The sequence below is a fragment of the Microbacterium oleivorans genome, from assembly GCF_013389665.1.
In the GTDB taxonomy this organism is placed as follows: Bacteria; Actinomycetota; Actinomycetes; order Actinomycetales; family Microbacteriaceae; genus Microbacterium; species Microbacterium oleivorans_C.
In genome coordinates this window covers 1,252,153-1,272,097 of record NZ_CP058316.1, presented here as the reverse complement: position 1 = coordinate 1,272,097, position 19,945 = coordinate 1,252,153, and the positions used below count along the sequence as shown (strand labels likewise).

Annotated in this window: 16 protein-coding genes; 6 read left to right on the top strand and 10 right to left on the bottom strand. The window is 70.8% G+C overall.

What is annotated here, in order from left to right; translation table 11 throughout:
• Positions 1 to 203: 203 nt before the first annotated feature.
• Complete coding sequence (locus tag HW566_RS06200; RefSeq protein WP_178011313.1) at positions 204 to 1,628, bottom strand: HNH endonuclease signature motif containing protein; 1,425 nt, start codon at positions 1,626 to 1,628, stop codon at positions 204 to 206.
• A 230-nt stretch (positions 1,629 to 1,858) separates the two neighbouring features.
• Entirely contained in the window at positions 1,859 to 2,278 is a 420-nt protein-coding gene (locus HW566_RS06195) for a GNAT family N-acetyltransferase (protein ID WP_178011312.1), read from the bottom strand.
• A 93-nt stretch (positions 2,279 to 2,371) separates the two neighbouring features.
• Here HW566_RS06195 and HW566_RS06190 point away from each other — a divergent pair, with 93 nt between their 5' ends.
• The gene (locus tag HW566_RS06190; RefSeq protein ID WP_178011310.1) at positions 2,372 to 3,274 is read left to right on the top strand and encodes an NUDIX domain-containing protein; all 903 of its coding nucleotides are present in this window, start codon (positions 2,372 to 2,374) and stop codon (positions 3,272 to 3,274) included.
• A complete protein-coding gene (locus HW566_RS06185; RefSeq protein WP_256728892.1) occupies positions 3,271 to 3,792 on the top strand; it encodes a DUF2809 domain-containing protein in 522 nt (173 codons plus the stop codon). Before HW566_RS06190 ends, HW566_RS06185 begins: the two co-directional genes overlap by 4 nt.
• Here HW566_RS06185 and HW566_RS06180 read toward each other — a convergent pair.
• The 8 genes from HW566_RS06180 to HW566_RS06145 form a co-directional block, all read right to left on the bottom strand.
• Positions 3,770 to 4,486, bottom strand: coding sequence for an anaerobic ribonucleoside-triphosphate reductase activating protein (locus HW566_RS06180; RefSeq protein ID WP_178011308.1), 717 nt, complete (start codon positions 4,484 to 4,486; stop codon positions 3,770 to 3,772). The two genes, HW566_RS06185 and HW566_RS06180, sit on opposite strands and share 23 nt — an antisense overlap.
• Before the next feature lie 14 nt (positions 4,487 to 4,500).
• Positions 4,501 to 6,321, bottom strand: coding sequence for a ribonucleoside triphosphate reductase (locus tag HW566_RS06175; protein WP_178011306.1), 1,821 nt, complete (start codon positions 6,319 to 6,321; stop codon positions 4,501 to 4,503).
• A gap of 112 nt (positions 6,322 to 6,433) precedes the next feature.
• Positions 6,434 to 9,487, bottom strand: a complete 3,054-nt coding sequence (locus HW566_RS06170; protein ID WP_178011304.1) for an alpha-mannosidase — start codon at positions 9,485 to 9,487, stop codon at positions 6,434 to 6,436.
• A 28-nt stretch (positions 9,488 to 9,515) separates the two neighbouring features.
• Positions 9,516 to 10,364: a carbohydrate ABC transporter permease gene (locus HW566_RS06165; RefSeq protein WP_178011302.1), complete on the bottom strand. Its 849-nt coding sequence runs from the start codon at positions 10,362 to 10,364 to the stop codon at positions 9,516 to 9,518.
• A gap of 1 nt (position 10,365) precedes the next feature.
• Positions 10,366 to 11,313: a carbohydrate ABC transporter permease gene (locus tag HW566_RS06160; RefSeq protein ID WP_178011301.1), complete on the bottom strand. Its 948-nt coding sequence runs from the start codon at positions 11,311 to 11,313 to the stop codon at positions 10,366 to 10,368.
• Between the two features lie 7 nt (positions 11,314 to 11,320).
• On the bottom strand, positions 11,321 to 12,676 hold the full coding sequence (locus HW566_RS06155) for an extracellular solute-binding protein (RefSeq protein ID WP_178011300.1): 1,356 nt from the start codon (positions 12,674 to 12,676) through the stop codon (positions 11,321 to 11,323).
• A 106-nt stretch (positions 12,677 to 12,782) separates the two neighbouring features.
• On the bottom strand, positions 12,783 to 14,012 hold the full coding sequence (locus tag HW566_RS06150; RefSeq protein WP_178011299.1) for an ROK family transcriptional regulator: 1,230 nt from the start codon (positions 14,010 to 14,012) through the stop codon (positions 12,783 to 12,785).
• Between the two features lie 93 nt (positions 14,013 to 14,105).
• Positions 14,106 to 15,002, bottom strand: coding sequence for a Bax inhibitor-1/YccA family protein (locus tag HW566_RS06145; protein WP_178011298.1), 897 nt, complete (start codon positions 15,000 to 15,002; stop codon positions 14,106 to 14,108).
• 171 nt (positions 15,003 to 15,173) lie between these two features.
• Between HW566_RS06145 and HW566_RS06140 the strand changes: the two genes are divergently transcribed.
• The 4 genes from HW566_RS06140 (at position 15,174) to HW566_RS06125 (ending at position 19,943) form a co-directional block, all read left to right on the top strand.
• On the top strand, positions 15,174 to 16,178 hold the full coding sequence (locus tag HW566_RS06140; RefSeq protein ID WP_256728891.1) for a glycerophosphodiester phosphodiesterase family protein: 1,005 nt from the start codon (positions 15,174 to 15,176) through the stop codon (positions 16,176 to 16,178).
• A 99-nt stretch (positions 16,179 to 16,277) separates the two neighbouring features.
• Positions 16,278 to 17,903, top strand: coding sequence for a PAS domain-containing sensor histidine kinase (locus HW566_RS06135; protein ID WP_178011296.1), 1,626 nt, complete (start codon positions 16,278 to 16,280; stop codon positions 17,901 to 17,903).
• A gap of 10 nt (positions 17,904 to 17,913) precedes the next feature.
• Positions 17,914 to 18,855 carry an ABC transporter ATP-binding protein gene (locus tag HW566_RS06130; protein ID WP_178011295.1) on the top strand — a complete coding sequence of 314 codons (942 nt, stop codon included), beginning with the start codon at positions 17,914 to 17,916 and terminating at the stop codon, positions 18,853 to 18,855.
• Complete coding sequence (locus tag HW566_RS06125) at positions 18,852 to 19,943, top strand: ABC transporter permease (RefSeq protein ID WP_178011294.1); 1,092 nt, start codon at positions 18,852 to 18,854, stop codon at positions 19,941 to 19,943. The genes HW566_RS06130 and HW566_RS06125 overlap by 4 nt, the downstream gene beginning before the upstream one ends.
• The last annotated feature ends 2 nt before the right edge of the window (positions 19,944 to 19,945 follow it).

The following is a 19,945-nucleotide window of genomic DNA, read 5'->3' as shown; positions in this document are numbered from 1 at the left end:
CCGGGCCGGACGGCGCGGGCGGAGCCTTTCGCGGTCGCGCACCTTCGATATGACAGCCGTGCTGTATCTCGGCGCAGGCGGGCCCGTGGCCGCGGGTGACCCGGTGGGGTCGGACGAGCCCGCGGGGCGGGCGCGCGAGACGACGCGGATCCGCGACCGTGGTGGTACCGGATCAGTCGTTCGTCGGAGCCACGTGACCCCCGTCAGAAGGGTGGGTGAGCGGAGGGCGCGTTGGGCGGCGAGAACGTCGGCCCGTCCTCCCCGGACGGCATCGGACCGCCGGGTGGCTCGGAGTGGTCGGCTCCCGGCCGTGGTGGGGTGAAGCCGGGTGGGGTGAAGGTGACGAGGGGTGGTGGTGCGTTGTCTTGGTAGGTGCGGCCGGTGGGGGAGGTCCAGGTGAGGGTTCCGCCGGGGAGTTGTCGTACGCGCCATCGGGTGTGGTGTTTGGTGTGGTGGTGTCGTGTGCAGAGGTTGGCGAGGTTGTGGAGGTGGGTGGGTCCGCCGTGGGATGCGGCGATGGTGTGGTCGTTTTCGCAGCGGATGGCGGGTTGCCGGCATCCGGGGAATCGGCAGTGTCGGTCCCGTGCCCGGAGGAGCCGTTTCATGGCTGCGGTGGGAGTGTAGGTGTCGCATTCGAGGACGGTTCCGGTGACGGGGTGGGTGAGCAGCCGGTCCCACCCGGTGTTCTCGCCCGCGAGAGCACGTGCGGTGGCGGCGTCGATGGGGGAGCGGCCGACGAGGTCGGCGGGGTGCTCGTCCTGTCCCGCCAGGGTCAGCGCTGAGACCACCACCTGCACCTTCGCGCGGATGGCGCCGAGGGTCCCGTTGCCGTCTCCGGTGTCGGTGGGGTCCAGGCTGGGTGTTCCGGCGAGGAGGAGGTCGGAGAACACGTCCGCACGGACCTGATCGATGGTGCGCTCGTCGTCGGTGAACGACGAGCCTGGCGGGTCGATTGGCTCGGTCGCACCCGCCCGGTCTCTGGCGTGGACGATCTCCCGCGCCTGCTGGGTGAGGCGGTCCACGATCCCCTCAGCGATCACCGTCGGGACAGTCGCGACCACATCTGACATCCCGTCCGCCCCGGGCTGCACCCGAACGCACCGTCCCGCGGCTGCTTCCCGGTGCCGTTCGGTGAACGGGCGGGGGTGGAGGCGTTCGGCGAGCATCCGCAGGCGTTCCCGCACCCGGTTCGGGGTCTCACCCTGGCACAGGTCAATGGCCTGCCGTTCGAACTCCGCCCGCACCTCACGCGGCACGATCGCCCCGGCATCCTGAATCACCAGCACATGCCCCCGAACGAGCAGGCCCTCCTCCCACGCGACCATCGTCGCGGGATAGTTCTCCACCAAATCCCGTGCCTCATCGATCCGCCGCTGCAGCGTGCGGTCGGTCGCGACGAACACCCCCGCCAGCTCCGCGGCGATCGACCGGAGCGCCATCTCGTGGGCCTTCACCCGCTCCGATGCGCCCGCCGTCTGCCGCTCGGCGAGCTGCCCGGCTGCGGCGAGTACCCGCACCTCACGGATCTGCCCGAACCGCACAGCATCCTTCGCGGCCTCGGCGTCTCCGACGAGCGCGGCCAGCGTGGCGACGTCTGCGTCGCTGCCGTACCCCACGTTCGAATGCATGTTCGAATGATGTCACGGACCTCCGACATCGCCTCAGGTATCCGGGCAGACATGCGGGCGCAAGGCCTTCTGCGGGGTCTCCGGCGTTCACCCCGCCGCGCGGACCCCACGCCACTCCGCCGCACTGCCACGCCGGGCTCCACCGCACCACGCCCCGCGCGCTCCCGCTTCCGTCCGGCGCTCCCGCTCCCGGGCCCGGCGCTCGCGCTTCCGCGCCCGCGCTTCCGCGCTCAGCGCTTGGCAGGCCCCGCCGGTCGCACCATCGCCGTCGCGTCGGGGGCGGCGAAACCGAACTCGCGGTAGAGGGTGTGCGCATCGCGTGTGAAGAGAGTCCAGCGGAAGTCGCGCCCCGGGCCGTCGTCGATCATTCGGCGCAGCATCCGTCGTGCCACTCCGGCGCCCTGGTGCTCCTCGAGCACGAAGACATCCGCCAGGTAGGCGAAGCTCGCGCCGTCGGATGCCGCCCGCGCGAACCCGACCTGCTCGCCCGTGTCGACGCGGTACGCGCCGACGACCCGCCAGGCGGCGTCGAGCTGCGCCTCCAGCACGGCGCGTTCCCGCCACCTGCCCCAGTAGGCGGCCGAAGAAAGCCATCCCCACACCACGTCACGCTGGATGCGGGCGGGCGAATCGTCGATCTCGTACTCCACCTGATCATTGTGCGACGAGCGTCTGGCGGCCCGGGGCTGGTAACACGATGCCAATCTCGAGACGGTGGACCGGCGCTGTGACAGGCTGAAGCAATGACCCTCGATCCGTCGGCAGCACCGCGCCCTCCGCACGGTCCGCGCGATCCCGGTGACGCCTGGGTGGTCGCCCCGACCGGGGAGCGCTACTGGGGTCGGTTCGGGGCTGCCGGCCTGCTCGCCGTCGACCCCGAACGCGGCGTGCTGCTGCAGCATCGGGTGTCGTGGAGTCACTTCGGCGACACCTGGGGTCTTCCCGGCGGCGCCCGCCACGCGGGCGAGTCGGCGCGCGACGGGGCGTTGCGCGAATCGGCCGAGGAAGCTGGCGTGCCGGCCGCGGCCGTGTCGCCGCGGCTGCTGAGCGTGCTGGACGTCGGGGTCTGGACCTACGGCACGCTGCTCGCCGACGTCACGACCCCTTTCGAGCCGGTGATCAGCGACCCCGAGAGCCGTGAGCTCGCGTGGGTGCCGGTCGCCGAGATCGAGACGTATCCGCTGCACCCGGGATTCGGCGCCGCCTGGCCGCGGCTGCGCGCGCTGCTGCCGGTGCGCCCCACGATCGTCGTCGACGTCGCGAACGTGGTGGGATCGGTGCCGGACGGCTGGTGGCGTGATCGTGCCGGTGCGGCCGATCGCCTGCTCGCCTCGCTCTCCTCCCTCGCCGCGGATGGAGTGGATGCCGCCGACCTCGGCCTCGAGACGGGGACAGGGCACGACACCTGGTTCCCGCGGCTGATCGCCGTCGTCGAGGGCCAGGCCCGGGCCGTCGGGGATCCGGCGGGGATCGAGCTCGTGCGTGCCGCAGGCTCGGGCGACGACGCGGTGGTCGGCGCGGTCGAGGCGGCGGCCGCGGTCGGCGAGAACGTCAGCGTGGTGACGGCGGATCGCGAGCTGCGCGGCCGCATGGAGGCTCACGGAGCCCGGGCTCTCTCGCCGACATGGCTCCGCGACCTCCTGTGACCTCGCCCGACGCCGACGCCGACGCCGACGCCGACGTCCGGGCCTCGGACGACCGCGCCGCGACAAGACACGCCGACCCCGCCGCCGGGTGGGTCGGTGATCGTCGCCGCGCGTTCCGGCGGCGCCTCGTCGCCCTGGTCGGTGCCGGAATGACGATCGCCGCGGGTCTCCTCGTGCATCGCGTGCTGCCCGACACCGCGGCATCCGACATCGCCGGCGATGCCCTCTATGCCCTGCTGGTCTACTTGCTCGTCATCGCGGTGGCGCCCCGTCTGCGCATCCGGCTGGCAGCTGCGATCGGTGCGGCCTGGTGCGTCGCGGTGGAGCTGCTGCAGCTCACCGGCCTCCCCGCGAGCGCTGGTGCGTCGTTCCCGCCGGCGATGCTCGTGCTCGGCACGGTCTTCGACCCGCGCGACCTCGTGGTGTACCTCGTCACGATCGGGTTCGCCGCCGGTACGGATGCCGCGCTGCGCCGCATCCGCACCGATCGCGCGCTCACCGCACGATCAGCTCGCTGAAGCGCGTGCGAGGGAGCCCCTCGAGGCTCGGCGGGGCGCCTCGTGCCGGGCCGCAGCGGGTGCCGGCGGCGCGGAACCGCTGGAGCGCCCATCGGCGCACCCCCCGTTCGGCCAACAGGTCGGCCAGGGCACCGAGTCGTCCGGGGTCGATGAGGTCGGGGTGCACGGTCGTGCGCACCTCGACCTCGAGCGGGCGAGCCGTCGCTGCCCTTCGCCGCTGCTCGTCGAGCACGAGATCGAGCGAGCGCAGTGCCGCCGCTCCGCTCGGCCCGCGACCGGTCACCGTCTCGTAGTCGTCGGGAAGCGCCTTGATGTCGAGGCCGATGCCATCGAGCCGGGGCAGGAGCGGTTCGAGGAGCCCGGGGTAGGCGCCTCCGGTGTGCAGTCCGGCGCCGAAGCCGAGGCCGCGCACCCGGTCGAGGGCGTCGGGCAGTCCCCGCTGCAACGTGGGCTCGCCGCCCGAGAAGACCACACCGTCGAGCATGCCCACGCGGCCGGCGAGGAACCCGCCGACCTCCGACCACGGCATCCGACCCGGCGCACGCGGATCGATGAGCTCCGGGTTGTGGCAGTAGTGGCAGTCCCACGGGCACCCCTGCAGGAAGACCGTCGCCACGAGCCGGCCGGGCCAGTCGACCGACGAGAACCGCGAGAGCCCGGCGATCCGCAACGCATCCGCCCCGTGAGGGCTCATGGCGCCTCGCCGCATCACCGGACCGCCGGCTGCGCCCGGTCGTACGAGAACGACAGCCGTTCTGCCGCCTCGCCCTTCTTGCCGATGTTGAACGAGTCGACGGGGCGGAAGTAGCCCATGACCCGCGTCCACACCTCGCAGGTCGCACCGCACTCGGGGCACAGCGCGTGATCGCCCGACAGATAGCCGTGCTCCGGGCAGATCGAGAACGTCGGCGTGATCGTGATGTACGGGATGCGGTACCGCTCGAGCGATCGGCGGACGAGCGCCTTGCACGCCGCGGCCGACGGTGCCGCCTCCCCCATGTAGAGGTGCAGCACAGTGCCGCCGGTGTACTTCTGCTGCAGACCCTCCTGCAGGTCCATCGCCTCGAACGGGTCGTCGGTGAAGGCGACGGGCAGCTGCGAGGAGTTGGTGTAGTACGGGTTCGAGGTGGTGCCCGCGTGACGGATGCCGCGATCGCCGAAGCGCTCGATGTCGCTGCGCGCGAACCGGTAGGTCGCGGACTCCGCCGGCGTCGCCTCGAGGTTGTACATGTGCCCCGTCTGCTCCTGGAACTCCACCATCCGTGAGCGGACGCGGTCGAGCAGCGCCTCCGTCCACCGCATGCCCTCGGGGGTCGTGATGTCGTGGACGTCGGCGGTGAAGTTGCGCACGGCCTCGTTGAGCCCGTTCACGCCGATCGTCGAGAAGTGGTTGTCGAGGGTGCCGAGGTAGCGCTTGCTGTAGGGGAAGAGCCCTGCCTCGAGGTGGTGCCCGATCACCGCGCGCTTGGCTTCGAGACTGTCTCGGGCGATCTCGAGCAGGCGGTCGAGCTGCGCGTAGAGCCCGGCCGTGTCGCCGGCGTGCACGAAGCCGAGCCGCGCGCAGTTGATCGTCACGACCCCGATGGAGCCGGTCTGCTCGGCTGAGCCGAACAGGCCGTTGCCCCGCTTGAGCAGCTCGGTCAGGTCGAGCTGCAGGCGGCAGCACATCGAGCGGATCATGCCGGGGTCGAGGTCGGAGTTGACGAAGTTCTGGAAGTACGGGAGGCCGTACTTCGCGGTCATCGCGAAGAGCGCGTCGGCCTCGGCCGAATCCCAGTCGAAGTCCTTCGTGATGTTGTAGGTCGGGATGGGGAAGGTGAAGGCGCGACCGTCGGCATCGCCCTCGGTCATCACCGACAGGAAGGCACGGTTGATCATCGCCATCTCGGGGGCGAGCTCGCCGTACGTGAACTCGGCGACGCGGCCGCCGACCAGCGGCCGCTGATCGGCGAGGTCGTCGGGGCACGTCCAGTCGAAGGTGAGGTTGGTGAACGGGGTCTGGGTCCCCCAGCGCGACGGGACGTTGAGGTTGAAGACCAGCTCCTGGATGCCCTGACGCACCGCCGCCTCGTCCAGCGCGTCGAGCCGGACGAACGGCGCCAGGTAGGTGTCGAACGAGCTGAACGCCTGTGCTCCCGCCCATTCGTTCTGGAGGGTCCCGAGGAAGTTCACGATCTGCCCCAGCGCGCTCGTGAAGTGCCGCGGGGCTGCCGAGGCGATCGCCCCCGGCACCCCGTTGAACCCCTGTTCGAGCAGCGTTCGCAACGACCATCCGGCGCAGTACCCCGCGAAGACGTCGAGGTCGTGGATGTGGATGTCGCCGTCGCGGTGGGCGGCGCCCGCCTCGTGCGCGTAGACCTCGTCGAGCCAGTAGTTCGCGATCAGCTTTCCGGAGGCGTTGAGGATGAGGCCGCCGAGGCTGTACCCCTGGTTCGCGTTGGCGTTCACGCGCCAGTCGCGTCGCTGCAGGTACTCATCGACGGTCGCGGCCACGGGGATGGAGCGCGGAGCGGTGGGCGAGGTTGTCATGCGGATCCCTTCACGATTGCGAACCCCAGATATGGGGCGCGGAATCGATTCAGGCACTACATGATGTGGTGACTCCACCGGACGCGCCGGGAATAACCCCGCGCCCGGGGCGTCAACGCGAGAAGCGGAGGGTGACGATCTCGAACGGTCGCAGCGAGAGTTCCGCATCGATCCCGTCGTCGCCGATGGTGAACGACGACAGCGCAGATGCCTCGACCTCGCGCTCCAGCAGATCGGTCTGCGTCGCCCCTCCCGACCGGAACGAAGCCCGCAGCCGCGTGGCGGTGCGATGGCCGAGCGCTTCGTACAGACGCACCACTACGTCCCCCGAGCCGTCCTCCGCGAGCTTGACCGCTTCGATCACGACGCCGGGATCGGCGATCCCGATCAGCGGCTCGATCGTGCTGGTCGATCCGGTCACCGTGCGTTCGGGAAGATTGATGCGGTATCCCTCGGCGACCGCGTCGGCCACCTCCGCGCCCACGACGAGACCGACCCGCAGCCGGTACGAGCCCTGATCCTGCTCGGGGTCGGGGAAGAGCGCCGAGCGGATGAGTGAGAGCCGGACGATCGAGACCGTGCCCCCGCCGACGGAGCGCTCGGCGCGCGTGATGTCGTGCCCATAGGTCGAGTCGTTGACGACGGCCACCCCGAAGCCGGGCTCGGCCACGCGTACCCAGCGTTGCGCGACGGTCTCGAAACGTGCGGCATCCCACGAGGTGTTGGTGTGGGTGGCTCGCTCGATATGGCCGAACTGCACCTCGGATGTCGCCGAGTCGGTGTGCACGTCGACGGGGAAGGCCAGCTTGAGCAGCTTCTGCGACTCGTGCCAATCGAGGTCGAGCTCCACCGTCACGGTGCGCGAGCCTGAGGCCAGCGCGATGCGCTGCACGACGCGGGACGACCCGAACGAGCGCTCGACGACGATGGCGCTCTCCGTCGCGCTCACACGGTCGACCTCGGTGAGATCGGTCACGGTGTTGCGGTAGTGGACGTCGACGTCCCACGCGTCCCATTGCGTCGGGGTGTCGCGGTGGAGCTGCAGCAGCGCCGAGGCACCGCCCGGGGGCACGCTCTCGCGTCCCGTACGCAGGTCGCGAGCCGAGGTGATGAGCCCACGGGCGTCGACGACGACTCGGATGACGCCGTTGTCGAGCACCCACCCGTCGGCGTCCTCCTCGGGCCGGGTCTCGGACGCCGCCGGCGACCCGGCGTCCGCGCCGAGTGCGGGGACGCCGTCGCGCGCGTGCGGTGCGGCGTTCACCCGCAGAACCCGCTCGTCCCCGTCGTCCGTGCCCGGCGCTCCGGCGAGCGCCGACAGGGCGTCCGCGATGACCTCCTCGAGCTCGCGTGCGATCGCCGCGTAGTTGCGCTCGGCGTCGCGGTAGACCCACGCGATCGAGGATCCGGGGAGGATGTCGTGGAACTGCTGCAGCAACACGGTCTCCCACGCGCGCCGCAGCCGCTCGGCCGGATACTCCGCCCCGACGCGGACGGCGGCGGTGGCGGCCCACAGCTCGGCCTCGCGGAGGAGGTGCTCGCTGCGGCGGTTGCCCTGCTTGGTCGCGAGCTGGCTCGTGTACGTGCCGCGGTGGAATTCGAGGTAGAGCTCGCCCACCCACACCTCGGGATCGGGATACTCCGCCTCGGCGGTCTCGAAGAAGCGGCGCGGCGAGGAGTGCTCGACGCGCGGCGAGCCCTCGAGCGAGGACGCGCGGGCGATGGCCGCGGTCATCTCGCGCGTGGGACCGCCGCCGCCGTCGCCGAACCCGTAGGGAAGCAGTGACACGGTGCCGCGTCCCTTGTCGGCGTAGTTGCGCTCGGCGTGCGCGAGCTCGGCGGCCGACACGACGGAGTTGTAGGTGTCGACGGGCGGGAAGTGCGTGAACAGGCGGGTGCCGTCGATACCCTCCCACCGGAACGTGTGGTGCGGCATCCGGTTCGTCTCGTTCCACGAGGTCTTCTGGGTGAGGAACCAGCGCGCCCCGGCGGCGCGTGCGATCTGCGGGAGGGCGCCGGTGTAACCGAACGAATCGGGCAGCCACACCTCGGGGGTGTCGAGGTCGAACTCGCGCTGGAAGAATCCTTTGCCCGCGACGAACTGCCGCGCCAGCGCTTCACCGCCGGGAAGATTGGTGTCGGACTCGACCCACATGCTGCCCACGGGGACGAAGCGACCTTCCGCGACGCGGGCGCGGATGCGCTCGAACAGGTCGGGGTAGTACTCCTTGACCCACGCGTACTGCTGAGCCGATGATGCGGCGAAGACGAACTCGGGGTCCTCGTCCATGAGCGACAGGACGTTCGAGAACGTGCGGGCGACCTTCCGGACCGTCTCGCGCACCGGCCAGAGCCAGGCGGAGTCGATGTGGGCGTGTCCGACCGCGTGCAGGGTGTGGGCGCTGGCTGCCGCCGGCTTGGCCAGCACGTCTGCCAGAGCCGACCGCCCCGAGGCCGCCGTGCCCGCGACGTCGTCGGGGTCGACGATGTCGATCATCCGCTCGAGGGCGAGCAGAATGTCGGCTCGCCGGGGGGAGCCGGCATCGAGCTGTCCGGCGAGCCCGCGCAGCGCGGCCGTGTCGGCCAGCAGCGACGTGACCTCGAGGTCGCGCAGCCGGACGTCCACGGTGCGCAGCACGTAACCGGGGGCGTCGCCTGCGGTCTCGCGGTCTCCGACGGGCGTCGGCTCGAAGGTGAAGAGGCTCCCGACGTCGGGGTTCGATGCTCCTTCGATGAACACGTCGACGGATCCGTCGCCGGCGACCGCCTCGGCGACCGCGTTGTTCAGAGGCGCGATGCCCCGGAGCGGGCGGCCGTCGGCGGACCATACCATCGCCTCGCATTGGAACCCGGGCTGGCCGATGGTGAAGCCCAGGTCGACCACCACTTCCAGTCGTGCCCGCTCCGTGGCGGCGACCTCCACCCACGCCCGTGGCGCCTCGCCCGTCACGCGGAACCAGGTCGTGCCCCAGGGGCGCCCCCAGGCGTCACCGGCCGTGATCGGACGGTAGTCGCCGCTCGCCGCATCGGCGAAGGGCACGGGTTCCCCCGGCGCCTCCCAGTGGGTCACGGTCAACGGCCGGGAGTCGGGATGGACGGCCGGCGCGAGTCGTTCGCGGATGAATCGGTCGATGCGCAGCAGAGCGAGTGCGGAGCGGTCGTGCATGGAGGAGCCTTTCGAGATCGAGCGGAGGTCAGCCCTTGACGGACCCGGCGAGGGCGAACGCGCCGCCGGAGAACCGCTGGACGAGCACGTACAGCACCACCATCGGCGCCGCGTAGAGCACCGAATAGGCGGCGAGCTGCCCGTAGGCGATGGAGCCGTACTGGCCGAAGAAGTTGAAGATCGACACCGCGGCCGGGAACTTCGACGAGGTGAACAGGAGCACGAAGGGGACGAAGAAGTTCCCCCACGCGGTGGTGAACACGAAGATGAAGACGACGCCGACCCCCGAGCGCATGAGGGGGATGACGATCCGCGCGAGCGCCTGCATCGAGCTGGCGCCGTCCACCCATGCCGCCTCTTCGAGCGAGATGGGCACCGAGTCCATGAAGTTCTTCAGCATCCAGATCGCCATCGGCAGCGAGGTCGCCGCCATGAAGACGACGACGCCCCACACCGAGTCGAGCAGACCGAAGGAGACGAAGAGGGCGTAGACCGGCACCATCATCGCGGTGATCGGCAGCCCCGTGCCGAAGAGGATGCCGTACATGAACGTCTTCTGGAACCGCATCGTGTACCGCGACAGCGGGTACGCCGCCAGGATGCCGACCAGCACGGTGATGACCGCGGTGCCGAACGAGATGAGGATGGAGTTCAGGAGCGGTTGCCATGTCAGCTCCCAGGTCATCACCTGGGTGTAGTTGTCGAGCGTCCACGTCTCGGGGACCTTCATCGTGACGGTCGCCTCGCCGTCGAACGAGGCGAATGCGATCCACAGCAGGGGGACGAGGAACAGCACGCCGATTCCGGCGAGGATCAGGGAGGACAGGACGGTCTGCCCGCGCTTGCGCGGCGCGGCGACCGAGACGATCGCGGCCATGTCAGTCGACCTCCGGCTTGAGGATGCGGATGTACACCGCGGAGAAGACGGCACCGATCAGCAGTGTGACGACGGCGATGGCCGTCCCGTACCCGACCTGCGCGAACTTGAACGCCTCCTGGAACGCCAGCACCGGGAGCGTTGAGGACTGCGTGCCCGGTCCGCCGCCGGTCATCACCCAGATCAGGGTGAACACTCCGAGGGTCTGCAGAGTCGTCAGCAGCAGATTGGTGGAGATGGAGCGGCGGATGACGGGGATCGTCACCCGGATGAACCGCTGCCATGCGTTCGCCCCGTCGATCGTCGCGGCTTCGGTGAGCTCGGGCGGTACCTCGGACAGCGCGGCGTTGTAGACCATCATCGAGAAGGCCGTGCCGCGCCAGATGTTCGCGAGGATCACCGCGAGCATCGGGAAGTAGTACAGCCAGCTCGTCCCCTCGAGACCGAACCACCCGAGGAACGTGTTCATCGTGCCGTCCGTCTGAAAGAACGCGTACAGCGCGAAGGCGGCCACGATCTCGGGCAGCACCCAGGCCAGGACGACCAGTCCGCCGACGATCGACTTCAGGGGCTTGACGGCGGAGCGGATGAGCACCGCGAGCAGCATTCCGAGGACGTTCTGGCCCACGACCGCCGATGCGAGGACGAAGACGACGGTGAGCCCGAGCGACAGCCAGAATTCCGAGGAGCCGAACAGGGCGGCGTAGTTGTCGAGGCCGATGAACTGCGGGTCGGCGGCGCGAGGCCCGGTCATCGCCCGATCGGTCAGCGACCCGTAGAGGGCGTAGACGATCGGGCCCAGCATGAACGCAAGCAGAAGGAGCGTGGCGGGAAGGAGAGGCAGCAGTCGGAAGGCGGCCCGGGCGGCGGTGGACCGCCCGGGCCGAGGGGTGGACCCCCGGCCCGGGCGGTGCCGACCGCCGGTGACGAGCGTGGCGGTGGCGGTCATCGTGAGCTCACTCGGCCTGGGTGTTCTCCTCGCCGACGATGCCGACGAGTGCGGTGTCGTACGCGGCCTGAGCGTCGGCAGGGGTGGCCTGGCCGGTGAAGACCGACTCGGTCGCCACCGGGATGTTCGACGAGATCTGCGAGTAGTCCGGGGTCGCGGGGCGGAAGTGCGTGAACGGCACGAGCGAGGAGAAGAACTCGAACGACGGGTTGTAGTCGAGGTACTCCTGACTCTCGGCGACGTCCGTGCGCACGGCGATCTGACCCGCCTCCTGGTGGTACGACAGCGCGTTCTCGAACGTCAGGGCCTGGGCCATGAAGTCGAACGCGGCGTCGGGGTTGGTCGCGTTCGCGCCCATGGCGAGGGTCCAGCCGCCCGACATCGACGTGAAGCCGTCGCCACCGCCGTCCTGCGTCGGCATCGCGGCGAACGCCATCGTGTCCTGCCACTCCGGCCAGGCGTTCTCGCCCTCTATCCATTGGCTCGGCAGCCACGATCCGTCGATCGCGATGGCGAGGCCGCCCTGGGGGATGAGCTCGGTGCTCACCTTCGTGCCCCAGCCGGCGTCGAGGGCCTGGGCGGGGTCGGGCCCGAGCTTCTCGTCGGCGAGCGTCTTGTAGAACTCGAGCGCGTCGAGGAAGCCCTGCGATCCGGTGATCCACTTGTTCGAGTCGGTGTCGAGCAGCTCGTCCTCGGTGCCGTACAGGAGCATCTCGAAGCCCTGCATCGATGTGGCCTCGCCGAGCGCCTGCGAGGCGTACAGGTTCAGCGGGATGACGTCGGGGTTGCTCTCCTTCACCGTGCGGGCGGCGTCGAGGATGTCCTCCCAGCTCGTGGGCGCCCAGTCGTCCGGGAGGCCGGCGGCGGCGAAGATCTCCTTGTTGATGTAGATGCCGCGGGTGTCGGTGCCCAGCGAAACGCCGTAGGTCTTGCCGTCGTCGCCGAGGCCGGCCTGACGGGCGCCCTCGTCGTACTGCTCCCACTCGTCCCAGTCGGCGAGATAGTCGTCGATGGGCTGAAGGTATCCCGCAGCGGCATCCGATCGGATCTGGAAGGTGTCCTCGTAGATGACATCGGGCGCGGTGTCCTTCGACCCGTTCATCAGAGCGAGCTTCGTGAAGTACTGGTCCTGCTCGGCCTCGATCGGGACGAGCTCGACCGTCATGCCGTCGTTCGCCGCTTCGTACTCCTCCTTGGCCTTCTTCACGAGGGTGTCCATCGCCGTGAAGGACGTGGTCTTCTGGTAGGCGACGCGGATCGTGTCGCCCGCGGCTTCATCGCCCGCCCCGGCGCCGCAGCCGGTGAGGACGAGGGAGAACGCGGTGATCCCGATGACCGCCAGGGTCGCGGTGGATCTCTTCATGGTCGAAGCTCCTTTGCTTGGACGGGTGCGCAGGTGCGTGCGCAGGTCTTTTATAAACCAAATGGAATAAAACGGCAAGAGTCGCCGGGGCGGTCTCGTCTCCGGGTCAGCCCGGGACGTTCGCGATCATGAGGTCGGCGGGGCGCGCCGTCATGGCCGCATCGAGCACGAGACACGCGGCGCCGACGGCGGCGGCATCGGTGGCGAGACGGCTCCCCAGTACGCGGATGCCGCGCACCGTCGCCGTCTCGGTGCTCGCAGCCACGGCGCGCGCGAGAGCGGGACCGGCCGTCGGCGCCAGCAGCGCCCACAGCGGGCCTCCGACGACGACCACATCCGCATCGAGCAGGTTGTTGATCTGGACGACGGCGCGCGCGAGATTCGCGCCGGCGTGCTCCACCGCGGCACGCGCACGGCCGTCGCCCGAGACCGCCTGCGCGGCCAGCTCGCGGAGGTGCGCGCGGAGGGACGGAGCGGCCACCGGCGCCCCGGGCGCGGTGATGCCCCCGTCGACGAGCAGCCGCTCCGGTGAGATCGCTACCCCGAGGCAGCCGTGCTGGCCGCAGCCGCAGGGCGGACCGCCGGGTTCGACGACGAGATGCGCGACGTCACCCGCGTTGCCGGTGCGTCCGCGGATCGGGGTGCCGTCGACGGCGAGACCGGCGCCCACCCCGGCGCCGTAATAGACGACGATCGAGTCCTGCAGCTCTTGCGCGGTGTCGCGCCAGAGCTCGCCCACCATCGCCGCCACGACGTCCTTCTCGACGGTCGTGGCCAGGCCCGTCGCCTCGTGCAGGAGGCGCCCCAGCGCGAGGCCGTGCCAGGCCGCGGGCAGCAGCGGGGGTTCGTACAGAACGCCCCGCTCGGCATCGAGGGGGCCGGGAGCGGCCACCCCGATCCCGAGCACCGACGCGCGGGTGCGTCCCGCCTCGGCCAGGAGGGCCTCGACGGCGTCGGCGAGGTCGGCCACGATCTCGCTCGGGCTCCCGCTCTGCCGCGGCTCGCGCTCGATGTTCCCGACGACGTCTCCGAGCAGGTCGACCACCACGATCGTGTCGACGGCGGGGTCCAGATGGATGCCGACCGCGCATCGGGCGGTCGGGTCCAGCCGCAGGGGGGTGCGCGGCTTGCCCGGCCCGGAGGCGACGGGCGTGCCTTCTCGGACCCACCCCTCGGCGACGAGTCTGCGCGCCACGTTGCTCAGCGTCTGCGCCGACAGCCCTGTCTGCTCCGCGAGCTCGATGCGGCTGATCCCGTCGGGGGACCGGCGAATCAGGTCGAGCACGAGCGTCTGGTTGTAGGTGCCGACGGCCGGCAGGTTAGAGCCGCGTCTCATGGTTCCTCCCGTCGCACCCTAACGCCCCGGAGTCGGCGGGGACGACGAAGGCCGCCCGGCGGACCGGGCGGCCTTCGTGCGGAGCAGGCTGCGTCAGTTGTTGCCGCGAAGGATCGCGAGGATGCGCAGGATCTCGACGTACAGCCACACGACGGTGACCATGATGCCGAATGCGCCCATCCAGCCGAACTGGCGGGGGGCGCCGTTGCGGACGCCCTGCTGGATCTGGTCGAAGTCGAGCACGAGCGAGTAGGCGGCCATGATGACGACGAAGACGCCGACGATGACACCGAGCGGGATGCCGGCGATGGTGATGTCGGTGCGGAGGCCGAAGGCGCTGTCGGTGCCGCCGAAGAACATCAGGCCCACGTTGATCAGCGAGAACACCAGGTAGCCGACCATCGCCACGAGGAAGATCTTGGTGGCGCGCTTCGAGGCGCGGATCTTGCCGCTGGCGAACAGCGCCAGGGTCACGCCGACGACGGCGAGGGTTCCGAGGGTGGCCTGCATCACGATGCCGGGCCACTGGAACTCGAACACCGCCGAGATGCCGCCGATGAAGAGTCCTTCAGCCGCCGCGTAACCGAAGATCAGCGCGGGTCGGATCTTCTTGCGCGAGGTGAAGATGACCACCATGGCCAGGACGAAGCCGACAAGGCCGCCGAGGATCACGGGCATCATCGACATCGACTGCGCCGCAGCCGGGTCGAGGACGCCGCCGAGGGTCCACATCCAACCGGCGACGGCCGTCGCGACGAGGATCGCGAACAGGCCCACCGTCTTGGCGACGGTGTCTTCGACCGTCATGCGGTCGGTCTCCTGGGCACCGGCGGCGGGGGAGGCGTAGAGGCCCTCGAGGTGGGCCTGGGTCGCGGCGTTCACGCCGGCGTGCTGCGCCGCAGCGGTCTGGGTGCCGGCGGGCGGCGGCGTCAGACCCGGCCGCTGCTCCTTGAAGGCCGGGCTTTCGAATGCGGGGTTATTGAGGGCCACTGCTCTCACACTCCAAGTCGAGGGGTCGACGCAGCGTACGTGCTGCGTTGAACCAGCCTAGGGGAACCGGTTCCCCGCCGGAGCGTTCGGCGCTGTGAGCAGGCTATGAACGCGATCGCCCTGAGCGGAATCCGCCTCGGATCCGCGTGCGCGGCGCCCTACGCTGAGGACGTGTCCCGCCCCCTCGTGATCGGTCATCGCGGTGCGCCCGGCTACCGGCCGGAGCACACGCGCTCGTCCTACCTGCTGGCCCTCGACAGCGGTGTCGACGCGGTGGAGCCCGACGTGGTCTTCAGTCGGGACGGCGTCGCCATCGTCCGGCATGAGAACGAGATCGGATCGACCACCGATGTCGCCGATCACGCCCGCTTCGCCGACCGGCGCACGACCAGGGCGATCGACGGCGCCGAGGTGACGGGATGGTTCGCCGAGGACTTCACCTGGGATGAGCTGTCGGAGCTGCGGTGCCGCGAGCGCCTGCCGGAGCTGCGGCCGCACAGCGCGGCCCACGACGGCACCGAGCCGATCATGCGGCTGCGCGACCTCTTCGCCCTGGTCGACGACCACGCCGCCGCCGCGGGTCGCGCCATCGGCGTCGTCGTGGAGGTCAAGCACGCGACGGTGCTCGAGGCGGCCGGATTCGACGTCGCCGGACGCGTCGCGGACGAGCTGCGTGACGCGGGATGGGATGGCGGCGCGCATCCGCTGTGGCTCGAGTCGTTCGAGCCGACCGTTCTCGACCGCCTGGGGGCGCTCGGCGTCGGGGGCCGGCGGGTCTTCCTCCTCGAAGCCGAGGGCGCCCCGTACGACCTCGTCGTCCGGGACGGCCGGCGAGCTCGCACCTACGAGCAGTGGGCGACGCCGGAGGGGCTCGCGTCGCTGCGCGGGCGCTTCGACGGCATCAGCGTCGACAAGCGCATGATCCTCGCCCCGCGAGGCGAGCGCCGCGCCGCCGGTGGTGCGCAGCTGGTCGCCGATGCCCACGGTCGCGGTCTCGACGTGTTCACCTGGACCGCGCGACCCGAGAACGCCTTCCTCGTCCGACGGCACCGCGGCCCGGGCGGCCCGGCGGCGCGGGGCGAGTACGCGGCCGAGTGGACCGAGCTGGCGGCATCCGGCGTCGACGGGGTCTTCGTCGATCATCCCGATCTGGGCATGCGGGCCTTCGCCGGCTGACCGACTCCGATGCGGAGTCGGCGTCCGACTTGACAGGGGCGAGTGCTCCTCGGGAGGGTGATCGTCACCGGGCGGGTGCACGTCCGCAGACGAGGCGAGATGCTCAGCAGACCCCAGATCCAGCCGTACGCGCAGTTTCTCATGGGCGGCTCGGTGACGATGATCACCGCCACCGTGGGCATCGTCGCACCTGCGCGCCTCTCGGCCGCTTACCTCGGCGGGGTGGGCGTCATCCTCGCCGCGTGCGTCGCGATGGCGCTCGTGTGGCATCACAAGCCGACCCGCGGCACCGTGTGGGTCAGCGTCGTGCCGCTGGTGTCGATCCTCGCGTGCGCGCCGGTGCGCGGTGCGGCCATCGACCTGCTCCCCGTCACCGGCATGCTGGTCATCTTCCCCATCGCCTGGCTCGCGTTCGCCTTCCCGCCGCCGGTCGCGGCGGCCGGCGTCGTCATCGCCGGCCTGCTGCCGCTCGCGTCGTCCCGGACCGTGCCCGCCACACCGGGTGATTGGATGTCGCTGATCACCGTGCCCGCGCTCCTGGGCATGTTCGCCGTCGGCAGCCGGTTCGTCGCGGCCGATCTCCAACGCAACCGTTCACTCGCGCAGCGGGCCCACCATCGGCTCGCAGCCGCGCTGGAATCGTCCCATCGGGCCGATGCCGCACTCCGTGAGCTGCTCGACACGAGTCCGGAGGCGATCGTCGTCCTCGGTGACGACGGCACCGTGCTCCTGGCCAACGCCCCCGCCCTCGCGCTGTCGCAACGCGCCGGCATCTCGATCTCGCTGCGCCAGGACCGTCGGGCTCGGGTGTTCGGCGAGGACCGCACGACCCCGGTCTCGGTCGGGCCCGAGCTGTATGACGACATCCTCGCGGGCCGACTCGCCGAGCCGCGCCGGGTCTGGGTGGGGGAGCCCGACGAGCAGACCGCCCTCCGCTTCGTCGCCCGCCCGATCGTCCTCGACGGCGAGCCCATCGGCGTCATGGCCGTCGCGCAGGACATCACCGAGCTCGTCGAGGCCATCGACGTGCGCGACCGGTTCCTGGACACGGTCGGTCATGAGCTGCGCACGCCGTTGACCGTCATCCTCGGCAATGCCGAGCTCGCTCTGGCCGGCGCGATGCCGGAGCACCGGGACCGGTGGGAGACGATCCAGCGCGCGGCGGAGCGTCTGGAGCACACCGTCGAGCTCATGCTCGCGACCGGTCGCGCGCACGTCGCCCCGCGCTCCGGCCGCTCGGACGTACGACGGGTCGTGGATGCCGTCGTCGCTGGTCTGGACGATGCGCGGGACGACGTGGAAGTCGACGTCGTCGGAGACCCGGGCGCGGCGATGATCGGCGCCGGCGATCTCGCGGCGATCATCGCGGAGCTGCTTCGCAACGCCCGGCAGGTCTCCCCGCACGGTGCGACCGTGCGGATCGACATCGACGCCGTGGCCGACACCGTCCGTGTCACCGTCTCGGACGAGGGCCCCGGGATGACCTCCGCCGAACGGCGTCAGGCGTTCGACCGCTTCTACCGCACCGTGTTCGCACGCCGTAGCGCTCATCAGGGCCTCGGCCTCGGGCTCTCGTTGGCGCGCAGCCTCGCGGGCGCCCACGGCGGTGAGGTGGTGCTGGAGCCCGGCACACCCCGGGGCACGACGGCGAGGGTGACCCTGCGCCGAGCCCCGACCGACGGCGCCGAGGCGACGCGGCTCGATGACGTCACCGGCGTCGCCTAGGGTGTCGGGCATGGTCACTGCCGGGATCACCGCCGTCGATGTCCGCCGCTCCTTCGGAGGTGTGCACGCCGTGCGCGGCGTGACCCTCGAGGCCCCCGTCGGGGCGGTGACCGGACTCGTCGGACCCAATGGCGCGGGCAAGACGACGCTCCTCCTGATGCTCGCGTCGTTGCTGGCGCCCGACGGCGGCAGCATCCGCATCGCCGACATCGACCCCGTCGCCGATCCCGCGGCGGCGCGGTCCCGGCTGGGCTGGATGCCCGACGCGCTCGGAGCATGGCCGTCGCTGACGGTGCGCGAGACCCTCGCGATCACCGCCCGCCTTTACGACCTCGATCGTGCCGCCGCGGCGCGCCGCGCCGAGGAGCTGCTCGACGAGGTGGGACTGCGCGAGCTGGCCGACGCCCACGCGCGCGTGCTCTCGCGCGGTCAGAAGCAGCGTCTCGGCCTCGCCCGCGCGCTCGTGCACGACCCCTCGGTCCTCCTGCTCGACGAACCCGCGTCGGGTCTCGATCCGCAGGCGCGCATCGACCTGCGCGGCCTGCTGCGCCGGTTCGCGGCCGCAGGCAAGACGGTGCTGATCTCGAGCCACATCCTCTCCGAGCTCGAGGAGGTCGTCGACGACGCGGTCTTCCTCATCGACGGCGCGACCGTCAGCGCGGAGCGCGTCGCCGAGGCGGCGCGCCGCAGCCGCACCTGGCGCGTTCGCGTCGCCGGCCGCGACGCCACGGCAGCGGTGATGCAGGTCGCCGATGCTCTCGGGCTCGATGTTGCGCGCGTGCCCGTCGACCGACGCGACATCCTCATCCCGTTCGCCTCCGAGGACGACGCCGCCCGGGGACTGAACACCCTCGTGGCCGCGGGCGTCGCGGTCGCCGAGTTCTCGGCCGCGACCGGGCTGCTCGAACACACCTTCCTCGATCTCGGCTCATCGGACGGAGCACGCTCGTGAACGCCGCTCGCCTCTGGGCCGTCGCCCGCCTCGAACTCCTCCAGCGCGTGCGGACCGTGTCGTGGTACGTGCTGCTGGGGATCTTCGCCGTCCTGCTCGTCGGCGTGACCGCGCTGTCGTTCCTGTCCTTCGGCGGGATGGTCTCGGCGGGCGACCAGCGGGGGGCGGGCATCTACTCGACGATCGTCGTGGTGACCCTCCTGCTGGTCGTGCTCGTCTCGCCGACGCTGAGCGGGAACTCGCTCAACGGCGACCGGGATGCCGCGACGCTCGCGCCCGTGCAGGTGACGCTCGCGCGCACCTCCGAGATCCTGCTCGGCAAGGTTCTCGCCGCGTGGATCACGGGGCTGGCCTTCGCCGCCGTCGCGGCTCCCTTCCTCGTCATCGCGACCTTCGCCGGCGGAGTCGACCCGGTGGTGGTGCTCATCTCCCTCGCCGTCCTCGGCGTCGAGATCGGCATCATCGCGGCGATCGGCGTCGGGCTCAGCGGCATCCTCGCTCGCCCGCTGTTCTCGGTCGCCTCGACCTACCTCGTCGTCTCGGCCCTGGTCTTCGGCACCCTGATCGCCTTCGGCCTCGGCGGTACGGCACTGTCGAGCCAGGCGACGACGACCTATCGGGGGATGCAGTACAACACCGATGGTTCGCCCCAGTGCCGCGACGGCTCGTCGGACTGCTGGAACGATCCGGAACGCATGGTGTGCGGCGAGCCCGAGCAGTCGACCTATACCGTGCCCCGCTTCGACCGGGTGTGGTGGGTGCTCGCCGCCAACCCGTTCGTGATCCTCGCCGACGCGACCCCGGCGGAGTACGACAGCCAGGGGTACCCCGTCGACCTGTTCGGGCAGATCACCACGGGCGTGCGGGGGTCGCAGCTCGCGCCCGACCTCGACTCCGGATACGACGATTGCGCGGCCGTGCAGCCCGGGCCCGGGCCCACACCCGAAGAGATCCGGGACGCCACCGTGCCGAGCTGGTTCGTGGGACTCGGGGTGCAGCTGCTCATCGCGGCGGCCCTGCTCTCGGGCGCCTGGTCTCGAACGAGAACGCCGGCACGCGCCCTTCCGCCCGGAACCCGGATAGCGTGACG